We start from the raw sequence: 18915 nt of genomic DNA on the forward strand, positions 1-18915 counted from the left end.
CTGAGAGAGTTTAGAGATGCAGAGGGTTAGGTTGCTCGGCTGTGTCGCGGTTACTTTAAAGCAGCGCACACTTTAAAGGCTTTTAATGGTAGGGTTCCCTACAGACTCAAAATGGTTTCGATTCAATCCACATTTTTTCCCATCGCTTCTGGCGCACTGTTAACCGTTGTTCTCACCAGTTGCACGACCGTAACCACAACCCAGTATGAAGCTACGGCGCTAACATCCTACGTTTGGCAGGTCGAGTATGCAACCGATCCGGCCAACTTTCGCCGCAGACGTACCGAAGAGTTTGCATCCACCTCCCTTGCCATAACCAATGGGCAACGGCCAGACGACGCGGTGACTGGGCCAGACGATCGCGGCTTGTGGTTTCCGGCGTTGCCACCCCGGCCAACGGTGGATGAGTTAGAAGCACGGCAACGCCCAATGGAAGAAATTGGTACCCCAGAACTGCTGACGCGAGTAGAGTACCAACTTACGTTTCAGGAGGGGGGCGACACCAAGACCCTCTCAACTGACTATTCTGTATATCGACAGGCCGTTAAAGCCTATGCCGACGGCGCGGCGTTAGAGCTAACGCTAGGGCCGGGTGAAACATCGGTAGAAACAGCAACGCCTAGATAACCCGCTAGAACCAAATTCACCTTTGAGCGCAGAACGCAGCACTAACGTTCATCGGTTGCGACCCGGAGTTCTGCCGCCATCATTACTGCCGCCGTGGGGACGCGAATTTCCTGGATCGTAGCCTTAGGCACCGTTGCCGATTCCCTGATTGCAGTGGCGTCAATTGACCCATTGCCCAGCGCAGCCAATTTTAGTGCCGTATAGTTTAACTGGTTTGCTGATTAGCGACAGCAACCACTTCTCTCAATCTAATTGTCTCTAGTCACCTGGGGTAGCACCTGCCTATCCATATCACCCCGACTGGGGCATGAGGTCAGTCCAAAATTCAAAATTGTTGATATTTCTACCGTTCAGCCATGTTTCTAGCCTCTCTTTCGGTTCCCAGCACGCTCCTGATCTGCATTGCGATCGCCGCTGTGTTAGTCTACGTTCCCTTCCTGTTGGTGGGTTATGCCCGGTTGCAAGTTGGGTATGACACGTCCGCACCACGAACCATGTTGGATAAACTGCCTGCCTATGCTCAACGAGCGACCTGGGCACACCAAAATTCATTTGAAGCATTTTCTCTGTTTGCAGCGGCAGCTCTGATGGCTTATGTCACCGGGCAAAATACAGTCTATGCAGTTATTGCAGCGATCGCCCATGTAACGGCGCGACTGTTCTATTCTGTGTTTTATATCCTCAACGTGCCCATTTTGCGATCGTTAATGTTTGCGATTGGTTCATTAGGAACGGCAACGCTGATGGCACTCAGCCTAGTCTTTGGCGGCAGGTAAGATCAAGTTTGGATTTTGAGCGGTTAGGGTTAGCATCAAGTCAGTTCTGCCAGCAAAACGCCAGCAAAACGATAGACTGGGAAATGGCTGTTTAAGCACTGATGTTTATAGTCCACTGGTTTAGTTAGCTCATGGCTTCCACCTATTCCTTTGATGTAGTCAGCGATTTTGATCGGCAAGAGTTAGTCAATGCGGTTGATCAAACCGTTCGGGAAATTAAATCCCGCTATGACCTCAAGGATACAAACACCACTCTGGATTTGGGCGAAGAGGCGATCGTTGTCAATACCAATAGTGAGTTTACGCTAGACGCAATTCATACCGTTTTGCAGACTAAGGCGGCCAAGCGCAATCTGTCGCTCAAGATTTTTGACTATGGGAAAATCGAGTCTGCTAGCGGTAACCGCGTCCGTCAAGAGATCAAACTGCGTAAAGGTATCAGTTCAGAGCTTGGCAAGCAGATTTCAAAGCTGATTCGAGATGAGTTTAAGAAAGTTCAAGCGTCCATTCAGGGAGATACGGTGCGAATTTCAGCGAAGTCTAAAGACGAATTGCAGGACATCATCCAGCGCTTGAAGCAGGAAGAATTGCCAGTGGCGCTTCAGTTTACGAACTATCGCTAAACCCAGGGTGCCAGGAACGAGTGCGCTAAAAGGGAAGGCGCTATTCTCGATTGCATCGTATCAATGATCGGCCAATGCGATCGCCTGTTTCAAGCAGACAGGCGAAAACAGCCTGTATCGTCCTGCAATTGGTATGAGGATAGGCGATCGCGATTGTTGCAAATCTTTGCTATCCCTTAAAAGAGCGATCGCGGTATGAATTTAACGATTTGTGCTGCAAACGAGTTGGAACAATTCACCCACCAATGCCAGGATTTCACTTGGGAAAGCGCTCAATCAGTGGCATGATATTCAATTAGAACAGCTCAATCCTAACCGTCAGCATGTAGCTATCAATGGGTTTACAAGTCTGACTTATCCAGTCTGATGATGAATCCAATCGATCGATTCACTCCAGACGGTCAAGTTGCGATCAGCGCCTTGTTTTAATGCAAATTTATCAAAAACCAGATGCCGATCGGCGACGAGAGTTTTAGCGATTGAGCCAAGCTGTGTTGAACTTCCGATCACCGAGCGACGTTAAGAAGGAGAACCATGTTTAAGAGATCCATCTGGCTTGTTGCGGTCACACTATTCCTTGCCTTTCAACTGTTTGCAGGAGGAGCGATCGCTGCTCAGCTTGATGAAGCAACCCGCACATTGCCGTTGACCGAGGAAGGAGAGACCGTTGTCATTTCTGAACAGCAGGTCGTCGAAGGTAAACGTTTATTTAACTATGCCTGTGCCCAGTGCCATGTGGGTGGCGGTACCAAAACTGACCCGAACGTTAGTCTAGGTCTGCAAACGTTGGCTTTGGCGAGTCCGCCACGCGACAACATTGAAGCATTAGTGGACTATATGCACAATCCAACCACCTATGACGGGTTGCAGGACATTGCAGAGTTGCACCCCAGCACTCAAAGTGCAGACATCTATCCCAAAATGCGAAATCTAACAGAAGACGACTTGTATGCGATCGCAGGTCACATCCTGTTGCAGCCTAAGGTTGCTAAAGGATGGGCTGGCGGTAAGGCGTTTTACTAAGGTTGGTTTAGTTAAATCAACTTTTAGTCAGCGCAACGTCGCAGGATAGCAAAGAAGAGGATCGGTACTATTGGAGATTAGGTGATCCAGGCTCAGGCCAATGAGTGCGCCGTCAGCTTTTGGTTTCGCTTAATCTCCAATGCATCAGTCCTGTATTACTTGAGGTCGCGCACTAGATGTTGCGTCAACTTTTATCCTTCGTTTTGTGGATTGCTATCGTCGGGGCTTGCTTCGTTGGATTGCGACCAGTCGCTCCCGTTTCTGCGGCAACGCTAGATTCGTATGTGACGAAGTACCTGGATGTGAGAGAGCCTGTACCGATGCCGCTCAATGCCCAAGGAGACACCCGTTTATTTAGCGTGGATGAAATTTCTGAAGGCAAAATGCTGTTTGAGGAAAACTGTAAGAATTGCCATGTGGGTGGGGCAACACTACCCGACCCAACGGTTTCTCTCTCGCTGGAAGCGTTGCGAGGTGCCACCCCACCCCGGGACACTATCGAGAGCCTGGTAACCTTTTTAAGGAAACCCATGCTGTATGACGGTAGCGAAGAAACGTTTTTCTGTCGTGAGGTGCCCGAAAGTTGGATGTCGCAGCCAGAAGCCGAAAAGTTGTCTGCTTTTGTGTTGAGAGCCGCGCAAAAAGCACCAGGATGGGGTACAAATACTTTCTAGTGCCTGAGTGAAAGCTCTAGAAGCGTTACATTCGGGCTAAAATTGTACACGAGAGTGAATTTCAACTTAAATCTCCAGAGGTAGCTCATGAAATTGATCGCTTTGGTCACGAGGAGTTTAAGTTTAACCCTATGCGCGATCGCACTGGTTGTCGGCAGCTTTTTCATTGCAGTTTCTCCTGCATCTGCTGAAACCTTTACCGTCAAGATGGGTGCTGATAACGGTATGTTGGCATTTGATCCGGCTAACGTAACGGTTCAACCCGGCGACACGGTTAAGTGGGTTAACAATAAACTTCCTCCCCACAATGTCATGTTTGATGACAAAAACATTCCCACCAAGAGCAAAGATCTTGCAACCAAGATCTCACATCAGCAATTGATGTTCTCTCCTGGTGAGTCCTTTGAAGTCACCTTTACAAGTGACATGCCCGCTGGCGATTACAGTTACTACTGTGCTCCTCACCGTGGTGCTGGCATGGTCGGTAAGGTTACCGTCCAGGGCTAGTTGTGACAGCTTGAACCGCTTCAAGTGTCATGGCAGTTAAAGAGCGTCGATAATAAGCGACTACAGCATATCAACCACATAGGTGGTGATCTAGGCAAAGTGTTCAGTCTTAAACGGAGAGGTTTACTCTCATCGTCGGACTGGGTGCTTTGCCTAAGTTGTTTGTGGGTGCTGTAGAAATCGGTGGAGTCAGGCTGGCTCCTGATGGGTCGCATAGGTTGATGCACATAGAGCCAGGACAGCAGCAGAATTGCATGGAGCCGAATGATATGGGATTAATCATCCACATCGCACACCCTGAGCATTGGCAGACGGCACAGACCCAGGGAGAGTATCGTCCTGAGGGCTTGGAGGTGGAGGGCTTTATTCATTGTTCAACGGTTGAACAGGTAATTCAGGTCGCCAATGCGTTTTATCGAGGGCAGCATGGTTTGGTGTTGTTGGTCATTGATATGGAACGGGTGCGATCGCCAATTAAGGTTGAACCGCCGATTCATCCCAACCCAGAGCAAGCGGACTCGGTTGCCGAAGAACAATATCCCCATATCTACGGTTCGCTTAACTTGGATGCGATCGTTCAAGTCGTCGATTTTTCACCCAACGCTAACGGAACGTTTACATTGCCTGCTGCTTTGAAGTCGGTTTAAAGAATTCATTCATCCGAATTTCGAGACGGAACGAATGCAAATCAAGCAATCGCATAACGATGCTATTTTTTCAAGTAAATCTTGGAAATTGTATCGCTAAAAACGATTATTCCCATTTGAATTAAGGCAACACTTTTTTATTGTAAAAAAGACGTAAAATCTGCCTTTTTTGTGTCACAGGTTGCGACATAAAGTCACTATTCTTTCAGCAGGAGCGTTAGCGCCTATGCTGCTGGCATGTGGCTTTCGCTTATTTATGTTGTTTAACAAAACCTGTGGGAGAGTCCAGGAAAATACCATGAGTCATATTAATCGGTCTCTGTCTACTACAGATGCCATGCTGCACTTCAGGCTCGACTGCTTGAGTATTGTTCACGAATATTGCAAGCTGGCATCGAAGAAAGAGCTTTCTCCCTGCGATGCCGATCGCCTGAACGACATTTTAGAGCTAGCAGAAACAGATGGGTGGTTGGATTTTTGGATCAACGAAGCAGATCACTTTATGGCCCATGAGCTAGGCAATACAGATCCTACTAGTATTTATCATTTTGAAAATCAGCAAGCCAAGCTGCGAGAACGTTTAAATTGCGAGACTATTAAAAATGACTACACTCTGCTTGAGGAATTGAAACAGCGCTTCAAACTTCCCTCCAAAGAACTCCAGCAGCATTTAAAGAATCGAGGCTTTGATCCGGGGCCAATTGATGGGGTTTGGGGACCTCAAACCCATTCAGCGTTAATTGCGTTTCAAACCGAGAACCAACTTGAACCAACAGGAATTCCTGATGTCTGGACGCGAGAAGCACTTGGATTGAGATAATTAAACTCTTCATTTCTTAACTATCACTTCAGAGGATGTCCGAGAATGGCTCAACATTCTAAATTAGCCCCCTAAATCCCCCAGAATTGGGGGACTTTGAACGAGAATCGGCTCGGAAGTCCCCCATCTTGGGGGGGTTAGGGGGCGGTTCGAGTGAGGTTCAGCACTTTTTAAACATCCTCTCAACAGGATTTGAATAATCCTGCTGTTTATGTATTTTCTTTTAATTAACGGCCATCGGCACCTTCAAGCCTTCTCTTCGATCCGTCTCTCAACTTCTACTATAAAGCATTTCAAATCACGAGTTCAATTGTCACAAGCTAGCTCTACTTTTCACTATATAGTGAACGGCAATACGGTAGGAGCAAATAATGCAAACCTTTCAAGCTGAGCCAATCATGGAATGCCCCGAGTGTGGCAGAAGATCATTGGTTAAACAGAACAACATGGTTTACCAGTGTTTGTGTTGTCAATTCAGGCGTGACTTATCTGATTCAAGCCAGGGTGATAACTCAGGGTGGCTGCTCATCATCATTCTGGCGATCGCAACCCTACTCGTTGTAGCCTTTGAAGAGTCCCAAACCCCTCCGTTAACGCCACCGCAACTATCTCCTCAATCGACTCAATCTCCAACTCAATTCTGAACAGGTTCGTTTGATCAGAGTGCCCCAATCCGCCCGGGAAAATGGTTCCTTGCCAACAGCATGTTTTTGTAAGTAACTATCTATTGAAACTCGGTCAACTTCAGAGCAATGTAATAGCTCAATCAAGACATAATGCATTACAAATAGTTGTAAGAAGTTACCTTAGACGTATCAAATGGGCTACATTTGCCCCTGAAATTCTCCAGTTCTGGGGAACTTGGAAACAGAATCAGCCTGAAAGTTCTCCCAGGATCAGGGGCTTAGCACCTGCGGCAACCTAGCAAAGGGAGCAGTTCGAGTGACCATCAGCACTGTTAAAGCATCGTCTAATTGCGATCGCGTCTATTCGCAAACGGCTTAATACAAACACACGACAGCAGTCTGCTTGCTTGCAGAATGCCGACCATTTCTGGATAGTGGCCTTCATTGAATGGATTGAGCGAATCTTAACGTGCTAGCGATTTAGACGGTCGATTTTTGTGATATTCCTCCCGTAAGCGCTGCATGGCTCGTTGTCCCCGTTTTCTTAAGGCAGCTTCGGTTTGCGGTTTTTCACCCATTGCGATTAGCCGCTCTTTCACTTCTTTCCACGAAAGACTTTCAATGGCTTTGAGCTTGATCACGCAGCGATCGCCCGGTTCTAACGCATGTAAGGCCAGCAAAACGGCTTGAATATCTAGCGCGATCGCGTCTTCTAACAGTGGCAGAATTTCTCCAGATTCACAGTGCTCATAATCTGTCGATTGGTAACGCCGACTTTGACGGCTAAGCTCTCGGATCACATTAAATGCTGTTTGCCTCATCCATGCTTTAGGACTGTTAATCACAGTTCCAGCGGAAGCAAGGGTTGCCCCACGAACATAAGCTTCATTAAAAATTTCAGCTTCTGAATGAATGCCTTCTAAATGAAACTGTCGCAGCGTCCGTTGAATAAAAGCAAAAAGTGAGCGTGCACGTGGATTCTGCTTTTTAAGCAAACTAGCAATTTCTTCATCAAACTGGTGTAGTTGTGGTGAGAACGGAATCCTGCTAGGCATTGGGGCAGTGCGTCGTGAGGGAGTCTATCTATTAGTGCTAGAAACCGCCTGATTGTGACATCTCTCACATGGTGATCTGAGGGTGTTTGAAACATAGCAAATGAGCTTGAAGCCCTTTACAGCAGTTCTCAATCGAGTCAGCCACAGTCTCGCCAAGATGGGTGTGGAGTGTAGGGGTTAAGGCATGGTGAATGCAAATGAAAATGGCTGTAAGTATGCCTAAGAGGATGTTGTAAACGTGCTGATTGCCACTCGAACCGCCCCCTTTTCTGGCTTGCCGCAGGTGCTAAGCCCCCACCAATTCTGGCTTCGACGTGAGCGCTCAGCCGAACGGGGACTTTGAAACAGAATCAACCCTACCTGGCTGCACCGGGATCAGGATGACCCGCCATTCAACTTCAGTATTGGTACGCAGTCATAATAAATTACGGAATTGCTATTTTAAGTGTAGTATTATTTTATACCACGCTTACTGGCCGCGCGGACGGATTGAATAACCATGACTCTTGATGAATTTGAAACTGAAGTACGTGACCTGCTTGAGCGCATCCTCAGCGGCCTCCAACTCGCTAATTTGATTACTGCTCAAGAATCTACCACCGCTCAAGCTGAAATTCTTGCAGTCGGTCAACTCGTTCAGGAACTTTCCCATACCGTCGAAGAGTTTGTTGAACAACAACGGCGCGATCGCAGTTAAATTAAATTAATGTATTGATTTATACTAAAGTGTAGAAAAGATGCTCGGCAATTACCTGGTGCAATACATTCAGATCGATCGGTTTCACTAAATAATGGCTTGCTCCCAGGTCAAAGGCACGTTGCTGATCTGCTTTAAAGGCATAAGCCGAGACAACAACGACCGGAATATGCTGCCATGCACTGTTCTGCCGGAGGTCTCGCAACAGGGTGTATCCATCAACTTTCGGCAACTTCAGGTCTAACAGCACCAGATGGGGGCAAAACTGGTTGAGTGTCGGAAAAAAATTATCACCACTCAGGATGCTGCAAACGACATATCCTAAATGCGATAGATAATCGTGGAGCAACAATCGGCTGGTGGGGTCATCTTCAACCAACAAAATGCGTATAGACGAGACCTGTGACGTTTGGAGGGGGAATGCTGCGGAAAATGACATTCAAAGAGTTGGGTGAAACGTTAACGAACTTGCTGTAAAAGGCTCTGCACTAACAACCCACCAATAGAATACAATTCCGTTTGCAGAGCTATTACCTTGTAGAGTACCTGAGACTATTACACGCAATTGGCTGATTGGTTCTATTCAGTCCTATGCGGCTTCTTGTTTTTGCAACTTAAGAGCGTTTGCAAAACAGTTAGCATGTTCACTCCGATGGTGCCCCGATCCATTGAGACTTATTGTACGACTACTTTTTTCTAAATTATGTAGGTTACTAAAATTTAGCGCCCGTTATTAAAACGATAGATTTAGCCGATCGCTTAAGCACAGAAGCTTGAGCAAACTGTTTTTTTACAACGCCGCCCCCAGCAGAACGTGCGGGGAAGCCGCTAATTAGCAGGTTACAAATGTGACTCATGCTGCGATCGCCTTGCCCTAATAGCCATAAATTATGCGAATAACAAAGGGGAAAGCCATCAGCCACTTAGCGGAAAAGGCTAGTCTCGGCAGCCATTCAGCCTGATGCCTGAGAAATGCGTCGTGCCCCTGGACAGAGAGTATGATTGTTCCGCAAACAGACTACCGAGCAAATTTGATACACCTGTCTATGAAGCAGCAAGCTGGGTTCGCGCAGTTGCAACGGTCTGCCGTTAAGTGCCCGATGGCACTGACCAGCGTTCTAAAAGCGCTCTTAAATCTTCGATCTTGATCGGCTTGCTCAGGTAATCATCCATGCCAGCTTCCAAGCACTTTTTGCGATCGCCCACCATTGCCCGAGCGGTCACACCAATCACCACCGTTCGGTGTTGCGACTTCTCGTATTGTCGAAATTGTTGCGTTGCCTCATAACCGTCCAAAGTAGGCATCTGGCAATCCATTAACACAATGTCATAAACATGTTCGGCCAGTTTCACCAGAGCTTCCCGACCATTACTTGCCACATCAGCCGTATAGCCCAAAAATTTCAGCATTTGAACGAGCAGTTGCTGATTTATCTCAACGTCTTCTACGACCAGGATACGGGTAGAGCGTGCCACCGGAGACGATTGAGCTGCCGACCTGGAATGGGTTGAAGCTGCACTAAATTGATGGGTGGTTGGACGGTTAGGCTGTTTTAGGGCAATCGTAAACCAAAAGGTAGAACCCTGACCGAAAGTACTCTCAACACCAATGTCACCGTCCATCAACTGAACAATTTTGCGACAAATAGTCAGCCCTAAACCTGTTCCTTCAAAGCGGCGAGTAGAGGATGTATCTGCTTGAGTGAATGGCTCAAAAATTCGAGCTTGATCCGCTGGGGCAATGCCAATTCCTGTATCTTGAATCCTAAAATGCAGCCTTGTCTTAGCGTCTTCTCCAGAGTGCGTTTGGTTCTCAACAGTCAGAGAAACGCGGCCAGAAACTGTAAACTTAATCGCATTGCTTAGCAGGTTCGTTAACACCTGGTGCAGACGATTCATTGGGCCAATCAGCCTTCGAGGAATGTCGGGGGCAACGACTGCGGTGAAGGTTAACCCTCTGGCTGTTGCTTTAGGCTGAAATATCCAGATTAGCCGTTGGATAACCTCTTTCAGGTCAAACTCACTTGCATCAAGCTCCAGCTTGCCGGCTTCCAGTTTTGACAGATCCAAAATGTCATTGATGATCGCCAGCAGCGTTTCTCCGCTTTGAGTAATGCGCTGCACATGCTCTCGTTGTGTGTCGTCCAGGTTGGTGATTTCCAACAGTTGGGTATAACCCAGGATGGAGGTCATCGGGGTACGAATTTCGTGGCTCATATTAGCAAGAAATTCGCTTTTGGCGCGGTTAGCAACCTCTGCGGCTTCTTTACTGGCAAGGAGTACCGCTGCTTGCTGCCGCAGTTCGGCTGTCCGTTGCTCGACTTGTTGTTCGAGGCTGTTGTTGAGAACGGCCAATTCTCGATTCGCTTGACAAAGGGCAGCATTTTGTTGAACTAGCTGCTGGTCTTGAAAATAGCTCCGAACCGCTTCTCGTACCGTCAGTTCCAGGTCGATTTCGTTCCAGGGCTTCGAAAGATAGCGATACAGATTGGCATGGTTGACGGCATGAACCACATTATCTAACTGCCCCAGCCCGGTTAGGAGAACCTTTCGAGTTTGCGGATAGAGCGCGTGGATCTGGCTTAGCAATCGATCGCCATTGATTTTGGGCATCATTTGGTCGCAAATGACGACCGGTATTGAAATCTGGTCTTTCGTCAGGTCTGCAAATAAACCGAGGGCTTCCTCGCCACTTTCCGCCAACGCAAAGATAAAGTCAGTCCCAAAAATTCGGCTCAACTGATCCCGCAGACTGAGTAATATCAGTCGATCATCATCCACACAGACAATCGCTACTTTCATCATCTAACTTTCCAAGACCTGATCTGATCACGTCGATAAGAGTTTCTTCACTCCAGGGTTTAGCAATGTAGGCGTGTAGATTGGCATATTGACGCGCCCGTTCAATCGCAGTTTCATCGGCATGTCCAGTGAGTAGAACCGTCACAATACTGGGAAACCGCTGATGGATCTGAATTAAAAACTCATCTCCTCGCGTACCGGGCATTAACCAGTCTGAAACGATAATCAGAATCCGCACGCCATCCTGGTCTAGTTCGTCGATTACCTCCCAGGCTTCATTTACACTTTCAGCGATTTCGTAACGGTAGCGATCGCCAAAATGCTTTGCGATCTGGTCTCGTAGCCCCAGCAATACAGTACGTTCGTCATCTACACATAAAATGGCTTTGTTAGATACGCCCATCAATCTGTTACCTATAATATTCGCTGTAAATTCAAAATAGTACTGACTCTATACCTGTATCAGGAAAACACTAAAACGTGGCAAAAAACATAAGGAATCTGCAAAGCCACGTTCAAAACTGGCTCAAAGGTTCGATACAGCCTTTTATTGTTTTCTAATTCTATTGCTCTCTAAGGCAGAAAAGTTGAGTGGTAGCCACACTCTGAAAACAGTATGCCCTGGAGTACTTTCTACTTCGATTCGGCCATGATGTTTGGCAATGATATCGTTAACAATACTTAATCCAAGACCTGTACCTTCTCCCATCGCTTTGGTTGTAAAGAACGGCTCAAAAATTCTGGCTTTGATCTCTGGGGAGATGCCGCTGCCTGTATCCGCAATTTGGACAACAATGTGTTCGTCTTGTTTGGAGGTGGCGATCGCCAGTTTCCCGCGATAGTTCATCGCCTGAATCGCATTGCTGATTAAATTGAACCAAACCTGAATCAGTTCTTCGGGATAGCACAGAAGCTGAGGCAGGGAGGCATAGCGTCTTTCAACCTCAATTCCGCATTTGATCTGGTTTTGATAAATGATTAGCACCGTATCGATGCCCTCGGCAACAGCCGCATGAACTGGCGCGCTTACCATATCCTGACGGACGTAATTTTTTAGCGCACAAACTACTTTAGTGGCTCGTTCTACGGCCAGTTGAATATTCCGACTATTGTTTTGTACGATCGAGAGTTGATAGGCGGTTTCGAGAATGGCAGGGGCATCCGCTGCCTGTAGTAACGGCAAGATTGGGTCAAGAGCTGCCGTAACACCCATTTTGCTGAGCGTATCTGCCAATCGATCGGGGTGTGGTAATTGATAGTCGGCCAGCTTTTGTTTAAGAGTGCATTTCAACTGACGTTCTTCTCGCGAAGAGAGCATGACTTTGGATTGCCGTACCCAGTCCAGTAAACCAAAGAAGCTCGCCTGTTGGGCTGGGGAAAGGGTTGGTAATAGAATTGGTAACTCTTTGAGCGTTTGCTCCAGAGAGCTTGTAATGTTGCTGATGGATGCCTGAATTGCACCCAGAGGGGTATTCACCTCATGGGCAATTCCCGCCACTAACTGCCCCAGAGCAGCCATTTTTTCTTCTTGAACCAGTCGCCGTTGTGCCTGACGTAGCGACAGGTGGACGTTGATTCGGGCGATCGCTTCAGCATGAACAATTGGCTTGGTAAGGTAGTCCACTCCTCCCATTTCTAGACCCTTTACCTTATCTACCACATCGGTCAGAGCCGACATAAAAATGATGGGGATATCTCTGGTTTCAGGATTAGCCTTGAGACGGCGACAGGTTTCAAAACCATCGATACCCGGCATCAAAATATCTAGCAAAATCAAACCGGGTGTCGCTTCTGGAATGCGTTCCAGCGCTTGTTCTCCACTGCGCGCAACCGCAACCTGAAAGCCCGACTGTGTTAGAAGTTCGACCAAAACCCGAATATTGTTGGGAGCATCATCAACAATGAGAATGGAGTCTTTGTAGGGTTTGGATTGCATTATTGTTTTGAAAAGTGGGTTTCCAATAGGGCAGCGATCGCGTCAATCTCAAACTCATCGGCAAGGGCAATAACCTGATGGGCGAAGGGTGCATACGCCGGGGCGAGTTGCTTTAAGCGAACGGCTTCGGTCTGGATGTCTACAATAAACCCCGCTTTTGCCGCCTTGTACAGAATTCCCAACTCGGTTGCTGGCGGGATAACCATCATGGGCTGGTTAAACCCCGACTGGTTTGTAGCGGTGGTGGCCGACGTGGGAGCCAGAACGGTTTTATGTTGATCGCAGTCATAGATCCAACGCAGGTTTAGATGCTGCTGGAGCTGGTTAAGCAGTTCAGGGAGTTGCACCGGTTTAGCGAGAAAATCATTGGCTCCTGCCGCCAGACTTTGCTGCCGACTAACGTTAAACACACTGGCACTCGAAGCCAGGATAGGAATGAGCTTCAGCGTTTCAGACTGCCGGATCTGGTGGGTCAGGGCAAAACCATCCATGATCGGCATCAGTAAATCGGTGATGATTAAATCAGGCTGAACGGACTGGACGATTTCGAGTCCTTCTTTGCCGTTGCTGGCTGTTATGATCTCAAATCCCAGGGGTTCCAACATGTTGACGAGAATGGAACGGTTTTCCCAGCGATCATCCACCACCAACAGGGTGCGGCGATCGCCCACATATCCCACTACAGAACGGCTAACTGGCGATAGAGTCATCGGTTGCCAATTTGTAGCGGCGGCAACATCAAGGTCAAACCAAAAGCGGCTGCCGACTCCATAGGTGCTTTCAACCGCCAGTGTGCCCCCCATCGTTTCTACAATCTGACGACTAATAGCGAGTCCTAACCCCGTTCCCTCCACCATTTTTTTCTGATCGCCCACCTGTTCAAACGGCAAAAAAATTCTCTCCAGTTGGTCAGGGGTCATGCCCACGCCCGTATCGTCCACCTGAAAACGAATGCGGTAGGTGCGGGACGGCTCTGTTGCACAGGAGGCAGGGCGATCGCTCGAATTCAGCACGCCCACCTTGAGAGTGACGCACCCTTGTGCGGTAAATTTGATGGCGTTGCCAATTAGATTCAGCAAGACTTGACGCAGACGGTTTTCATCCGCATGAATGGCAACGGGCAGGGTGTTCATCGCTTCATAGACAAACACAATGGCTTTGTCTTCAGCCCGAACACGAGCAATATCTTGAATCCCTTGCAAAAAGGTTTCCAGATGGAAGTCATGGGCACACAGTTCGAGTTTGCGCGCTTCAATTTTTGCTAAATCCAAAATGTCGTTGATCAGGGTCAAAAGGTGGGTGCCGCATTGCTGAATTACATCCAGACCGATCTTGTGGTTGCCTGCCAAAGTGCGATCGCGTAGCAAAATTTGGACATAGCCAAGAATGCCATTGAGAGGGGTTCGCAACTCATGGCTCATATTAGACAAAAAGTCACTTTTTGCCTGGTTGGCCTGGTCTGCGGACTCTTTAGCGGCTTGCAATTGGGCTGTGCGTTCAGCAACGCGATCCTCCAGTTCTTCGTTGGTTTGTTCCAAGGCGTTGAAGGTGGTTTTGAGTTGCCCCGCCATGCTGTTGAACGCTTGCGCCAGGATGTTTAGTTCCTCAACTTGATTCATCTCAACGGTTTGGTCTAACTGACCAGCAGCGATCGCCGTGCTGGCTTGGCTCAGGCGAGTAATGGGTTGCGTAATCCAACGCGCCGTGTAAATGCCGATGACTGATGCGCCCGACAACGCCAATAAACATAACAAAATGGTTGTACGCGTGTTGGCGTCGATCTGCGCCATTAAATCGCTTTCAGGAACGACCACCACCACCAACCAATTCAACCCATCTCGATCGTGCCAGGGAGTTACCTGAACGAAGTGGTTGGCCTGGTTGATGCGATAGTTAAACGTCAGCGGACCTTGAATCGCCTTTAATTCGCCCCATTCTGCTTGCAAATGCTCTGTAATGGCTTTAACAAAAACATCGTGGCTGTCCAGGGCGCTGAGGCGTTGGGCTTCACCCTGGATGATTTGAAACGGCTTTTCGGTACTGGAACTTGCCAGCAACAACCCATTGCGTTCAACAATAAAAATTTCACTGGAAGGACTTACTTGTATCGTACGCAGAAAATCGCCAATGTTCGATAGCAGCAGATCAACCCCAATGACCCCCAACAGGCGGTTGGCCTCGTCGTAAATAGGATAACTGGAGGAAATCGACAACACTTCTGGCTTGTCATCCCATTGGTATACGTCACTCCACACGGGCAACCCTGCGCGAGCGGCATCCGCATACCAGCCCTCTTCTTGAACGGGAGGGATCGTTTCCGATTCAACATCGGTACGATTACCCTGCTCGTCTGTGCCATAGATATAGAGCAAATCGGTGTCGGGCTGCCGCGTTTCATTAATCAACAGGGTGCCATCGTCCAACCGCTCTACGCCAATAAACTCCCCGACTTCATTGGCATAGTTGATATAACCCACATCAAATACCTTCATCTGTTTCCAGAAGTACTGCCCAACTACTGCAAAATCTTGCAAATTGAGCAATCCCAGGTTGATGGCATCAACGTTAATCTGGTTGATTTGCTGGGGAATGACTAAATAACTGTCTAAGTGCTGATCAACCCGTTCGCTGGCCTGTTGCATCAGTTGATTGGCGAGATCGGCGATCGCCTGCTGTCCATTTTTGAAGGAAAGATAACCGACTAAACCAACCGCCCCTCCAATTTGAAGGACAAAAGGAACCACTAGAAGTGTCCGGAGTTTAAGACGGTTGAGTGAGTTTGGCATGGGTCGTTGATCAGGGAGAGGTATAGGAGAAACTGTGTAGAGGCAACCACACCCTGAAAACAGTATGCCCTGGAGTACTTTCTACCTCTATTCGACCACGATGTTTGGCAACAATATTTTTGACAATACTCAATCCAAGACCTGTACCTTCTCCCATCGCTTTGGTTGTAAAGAACGGCTCAAAAATTCTGGCTTTGATCTCTGGGGAGATACCGCTGCCTGTATCCGCAATTTGCACAACAATGTGTTCGTCTTGTTTGGAGGTGGCGATCGCCAGTTTCCCGCGATAGTTCATCGCCTGAATCGCGTTGCTGATTAAATTAGACCAAACCTGAATCAGTTCTTCGGGATAGCACAGAAGCTGAGGCAGGGAGGCATAGCGTTTTTCAACCTCAATTCCGCATTTGATCTGGTTTTGATAAATGATTAGCACCGTATCGATGCCCTCGGCAACAGCCGCGTAAACGGGCATACCCACCACATCTTGACGGACGTAGTTTTTCAGGGCATACACCGTTCTGCTAGCCCGTTCTACAGCCAGTTGAATATTCCGACTGTTGTTTTGTACGATCGAGAGTTGATGAGCGGTTCCAAGAATGGCAGGGGCATCCGCCGCCTGTAGTAACGGCAAGATTGGGTCAAGAGCCGCCGTAACACCCATTTTGCTGAGCGTATCCGCCAGACGACTGGCATGGAGCAAGCCCTGCTCTGACAGCGTTTGTTTGATGTTCCGTTTGAGCTGGCGTTCTTCGCGGGAAGAGAGCATTTCCTGCGGCTGTTGCGCCCAATCTAGCAGCGTAAAGAAGTTGGAAAGTTGATCCGGCGGCAGGGTTTGCAGAAGAGGCGGCAATTCCTTTAAGGCTTGCTCCAGCGCACTGGTAATGTTGCCAATGGAAGACTGAATGGCACCCAGGGGAGTGTTGATTTCATGGGCAACGCCAGCTACCAGTTGCCCTAGCGACGACATTTTTTCCGCATGGATCAATTGCGTCTGGTTTTTCTCTAGATCGCCTAGCGTTTGCTGTAGTTGCTGGATGTGCTGGCTGAGCAAACCACGTTCTGCCAACTGTTCTGCCATCTGGTTAAAAGCATGGCTCAGTTGCCCAACCTCATCCTGGCTCCTGTCTAAAACGCGAACGCTGAGGTCGCCTTGAGCCAGTTGTTGGGTCATGCGTATGAGAATGCGAATGGGACGGGCGATCGCTCCGGCAATGCAAACACCAACACTGATGACCACCGTGCCACCCAACAGCAGCAATAGCCCCAACCGCAACCACAGTTCCGTTCTGGCTGCCTCTAAGGCGGTAATGGGATACAACACAAAAATTGAAAGGGAAACCCTGGAACCATCGAGCGTAAACGCCTTGGCAAGGTAGTGCTGGTTACCCACCTCAATTCGTGCTGCCGCCGCATCAACCGCCGGGTAAGCTGTCAACCCCTGCATGTCAGGCAGAGTCTTAGCGATAACCTGGTGGTTAGCCAGGGCAACCAATTGTTTGGAGGAGCCTGTCGCGATCTTTTGCAACATCTCATCATTGATGCACCGACCGATAATCAATCCTCCCAACAAGCGCTCTGATTTGATTGGATGATTACCAGCCAAAAGTACATGCGGCTGGTCGGTCTTATCTACCAATACCAGATCAGTTAAATTAGCTCCAGCACTAGCACTGTTGCTAATGGCCGTGTCCGACAATTCGGCCTGATTCAGAACGTCGCTACGGGCATCCAGCAAAACCGCTCCTTCAGTATTCACTACTTTGACCCAATCAAAGCGCAGTGAGGCTTTGAGGGGGACTAAAAGTTGGGAGAGCGCAATGTTATCCTGAGCGAGAGCGGCTTGTCGCAATGCGTCCTGAGTAGCGATCAGTGTCAACTGACTATTCAGCTCTTGCCACTCATGATGAAAATCTTGCTGAACCCGTTCGGTAAAACTTTCGACTTCTTCCTGTAAAGATTGCTCTAAACTCCCGGTAAACCAGTATCCCAACATCAGTACACCCACCACCAGGATGCTGAGAGAAACCGCCAGGAAAGGGAATACAATTTTTTGGTTGAGGTTGAGTCGCCTCCAAAAATTTTTGATCATCGCCCTGGCCGTTATTCTTGAGTGGGTTCACAAAACCGTAAATGGGCAAGGGGTCTTGCCCGTGCCCTCACCCCAATCACTTTGATGAGCACGCATGGCTTTGCCTATCCTACTTTGGTATTTTGGTTTTCGGAAATAATCCCAAACCATCAACGGTTTGAACGAGGTTTAGATGGAGAGTTTAAGAAATGGGCACAAAACCGTTTTTCTGGAGCACTTGAGAGCCTTCCGGGCTAAAAATGAAGTCGATAAATGCCTGGGTTGCATCAGATGGAGTTTTATTCCAGACAATTCCCATCTGACGCACCATCAAATAGTCACCCTGATTGAAATTGGCAAGAGTGGGGGCGACTCCATTCAGGCTCAGACGGTTCACAGGGAGTTGATTAATTACTGAATACGCCAGGGAAAACGCCCCGATCGCATAGGATGTGTCCTGTAATGTCTGAATCAGCTCCGTTTCTTTAGACAAGAGAATAGCGTCGGAAGTCGTTGGGTCTTGATCTAAATAGTATTGTCGCAACAGCCGCTTGGCCGACTCGTCTTCGGGTCTATCTAATACAACAATGGTGGCATCGGGACCTCCCAGTTCTTTCCAGTTGGTAATATCACCTTTGTAAATGGCTCTCAATTGAGCGGTGGTCAGGTTAGTTACACCTGTGACGCTGCTGTGGGTGGCAACGAGGAGGAGATCTTTGGCGAGTTCATGATATTGCAGTTGGCCATTGGCCTCTTCCGGAGTAACTTGATGGCTCGTTCCCGCCAGGTCGGCAAGGTTGTTCTTGACTGCAACGATTGATCCTTCAGACTGACTTGGAACGATGAACTCAAGCTTAGCGGCTGGGTTTTGCGCCTGATAAGCCTCCACCAGTAACTTCAAAACAGTTGAAGTAGAACTGGATGGGGCAATTTTAATGGTTGCTTGAGAGGTCGCCTCTACCTGCTCGTTTGCAGGGGTAGGATCTACGGAGTTGGATGGAGGAGCGGAGTTACAACTGGAAAGCCCCAGGAGCATCATGCCGATGGTCGTTAGAATTGCGATCGCCTTCATACCGTTCTGCCAATCGGTTAAGAGAATGAATATTGTGCGTGGAATAGAGGCAACTGCCACCAGGCAGTGCCCGAAACTGGAAAGACGTGCAAGCGAGGGTGTTGCTAAATGGATGTACGAATCCTGATCTCTTAAGGGATAAATGCAGCCCGGTTGCTACGGTTCAAACTTCCCCG

General features: G+C 48.3%; 18 protein-coding genes. 10 read left to right on the forward strand and 8 right to left on the reverse strand.

The window, feature by feature from the left end; all coding sequences use genetic code 11:
• The first annotated feature begins 111 nt into the window (after positions 1 to 111).
• From IQ268_RS05845 to IQ268_RS05885, 9 genes are all read left to right on the forward strand, one after another.
• A complete protein-coding gene (locus IQ268_RS05845; protein WP_193876480.1) occupies positions 112 to 627 on the forward strand; it encodes a hypothetical protein in 516 nt (171 codons plus the stop codon).
• Positions 628 to 983: 356 nt separating this feature from the next.
• Positions 984 to 1403, forward strand: coding sequence for an MAPEG family protein (locus IQ268_RS05850; protein ID WP_193876482.1), 420 nt, complete (start codon positions 984 to 986; stop codon positions 1401 to 1403).
• A 131-nt stretch (positions 1404 to 1534) separates the two neighbouring features.
• Complete coding sequence (locus IQ268_RS05855; RefSeq protein ID WP_193876484.1) at positions 1535 to 2026, forward strand: YajQ family cyclic di-GMP-binding protein; 492 nt, start codon at positions 1535 to 1537, stop codon at positions 2024 to 2026.
• A gap of 534 nt (positions 2027 to 2560) precedes the next feature.
• The gene (gene psbV, locus IQ268_RS05860) at positions 2561 to 3049 is read left to right on the forward strand and encodes a photosystem II cytochrome c-550 (RefSeq protein WP_193876486.1); all 489 of its coding nucleotides are present in this window, start codon (positions 2561 to 2563) and stop codon (positions 3047 to 3049) included.
• A 176-nt stretch (positions 3050 to 3225) separates the two neighbouring features.
• Positions 3226 to 3723, forward strand: a complete 498-nt coding sequence (psbV2, locus tag IQ268_RS05865) for a photosystem II cytochrome PsbV2 (RefSeq protein ID WP_193876489.1) — start codon at positions 3226 to 3228, stop codon at positions 3721 to 3723.
• 87 nt (positions 3724 to 3810) lie between these two features.
• Positions 3811 to 4230 carry a plastocyanin gene (gene petE, locus IQ268_RS05870; RefSeq protein ID WP_193876491.1) on the forward strand — a complete coding sequence of 140 codons (420 nt, stop codon included), beginning with the start codon at positions 3811 to 3813 and terminating at the stop codon, positions 4228 to 4230.
• A gap of 149 nt (positions 4231 to 4379) precedes the next feature.
• Entirely contained in the window at positions 4380 to 4877 is a 498-nt protein-coding gene (locus IQ268_RS05875; protein ID WP_228035128.1) for a DUF952 domain-containing protein, read from the forward strand.
• Between the two features lie 298 nt (positions 4878 to 5175).
• Positions 5176 to 5697 (forward strand): peptidoglycan-binding protein, encoded by a 522-nt coding sequence (locus tag IQ268_RS05880; RefSeq protein WP_193876493.1) that lies wholly within the window; start codon positions 5176 to 5178, stop codon positions 5695 to 5697.
• A gap of 446 nt (positions 5698 to 6143) precedes the next feature.
• The gene (locus tag IQ268_RS05885; protein WP_193876495.1) at positions 6144 to 6341 is read left to right on the forward strand and encodes a hypothetical protein; all 198 of its coding nucleotides are present in this window, start codon (positions 6144 to 6146) and stop codon (positions 6339 to 6341) included.
• 446 nt (positions 6342 to 6787) lie between these two features.
• On the opposite strand, the gene IQ268_RS05890 is transcribed toward IQ268_RS05885, so the two are convergent.
• Positions 6788 to 7378, reverse strand: a complete 591-nt coding sequence (locus IQ268_RS05890) for an RNA polymerase sigma factor (protein WP_193876497.1) — start codon at positions 7376 to 7378, stop codon at positions 6788 to 6790.
• Between the two features lie 499 nt (positions 7379 to 7877).
• Here IQ268_RS05890 and IQ268_RS05895 point away from each other — a divergent pair, with 499 nt between their 5' ends.
• Positions 7878 to 8075: a hypothetical protein gene (locus IQ268_RS05895; protein WP_193876499.1), complete on the forward strand. Its 198-nt coding sequence runs from the start codon at positions 7878 to 7880 to the stop codon at positions 8073 to 8075.
• A 19-nt stretch (positions 8076 to 8094) separates the two neighbouring features.
• Here IQ268_RS05895 and IQ268_RS05900 read toward each other — a convergent pair whose 3' ends face one another.
• From IQ268_RS05900 to IQ268_RS05930, 7 genes are all read right to left on the reverse strand, one after another.
• Complete coding sequence (locus IQ268_RS05900; RefSeq protein ID WP_193876501.1) at positions 8095 to 8514, reverse strand: response regulator; 420 nt, start codon at positions 8512 to 8514, stop codon at positions 8095 to 8097.
• 650 nt (positions 8515 to 9164) lie between these two features.
• Complete coding sequence (locus tag IQ268_RS05905; RefSeq protein WP_193876503.1) at positions 9165 to 10880, reverse strand: response regulator; 1716 nt, start codon at positions 10878 to 10880, stop codon at positions 9165 to 9167.
• Complete coding sequence (locus tag IQ268_RS05910; protein WP_193876505.1) at positions 10849 to 11280, reverse strand: response regulator; 432 nt, start codon at positions 11278 to 11280, stop codon at positions 10849 to 10851. Before IQ268_RS05910 ends, IQ268_RS05905 begins: the two co-directional genes overlap by 32 nt.
• 144 nt (positions 11281 to 11424) lie before the next feature.
• Positions 11425 to 12813, reverse strand: coding sequence for a sensor histidine kinase (locus tag IQ268_RS05915; RefSeq protein ID WP_193876507.1), 1389 nt, complete (start codon positions 12811 to 12813; stop codon positions 11425 to 11427).
• Positions 12813 to 15599, reverse strand: a complete 2787-nt coding sequence (locus IQ268_RS05920; protein WP_193876508.1) for a hybrid sensor histidine kinase/response regulator — start codon at positions 15597 to 15599, stop codon at positions 12813 to 12815. The genes IQ268_RS05915 and IQ268_RS05920 overlap by 1 nt, the downstream gene beginning before the upstream one ends.
• 10 nt (positions 15600 to 15609) lie before the next feature.
• A complete protein-coding gene (locus tag IQ268_RS05925; RefSeq protein WP_193876510.1) occupies positions 15610 to 17688 on the reverse strand; it encodes an ATP-binding protein in 2079 nt (692 codons plus the stop codon).
• 181 nt (positions 17689 to 17869) lie between these two features.
• Entirely contained in the window at positions 17870 to 18799 is a 930-nt protein-coding gene (locus IQ268_RS05930; RefSeq protein ID WP_339383609.1) for a substrate-binding domain-containing protein, read from the reverse strand.
• Positions 18800 to 18915 lie beyond the last annotated feature (116 nt).

The sequence above is a fragment of the Oculatella sp. LEGE 06141 genome (assembly GCF_015207605.1).
Lineage (GTDB): Bacteria > Cyanobacteriota > Cyanobacteriia > Elainellales > Elainellaceae > Oculatella.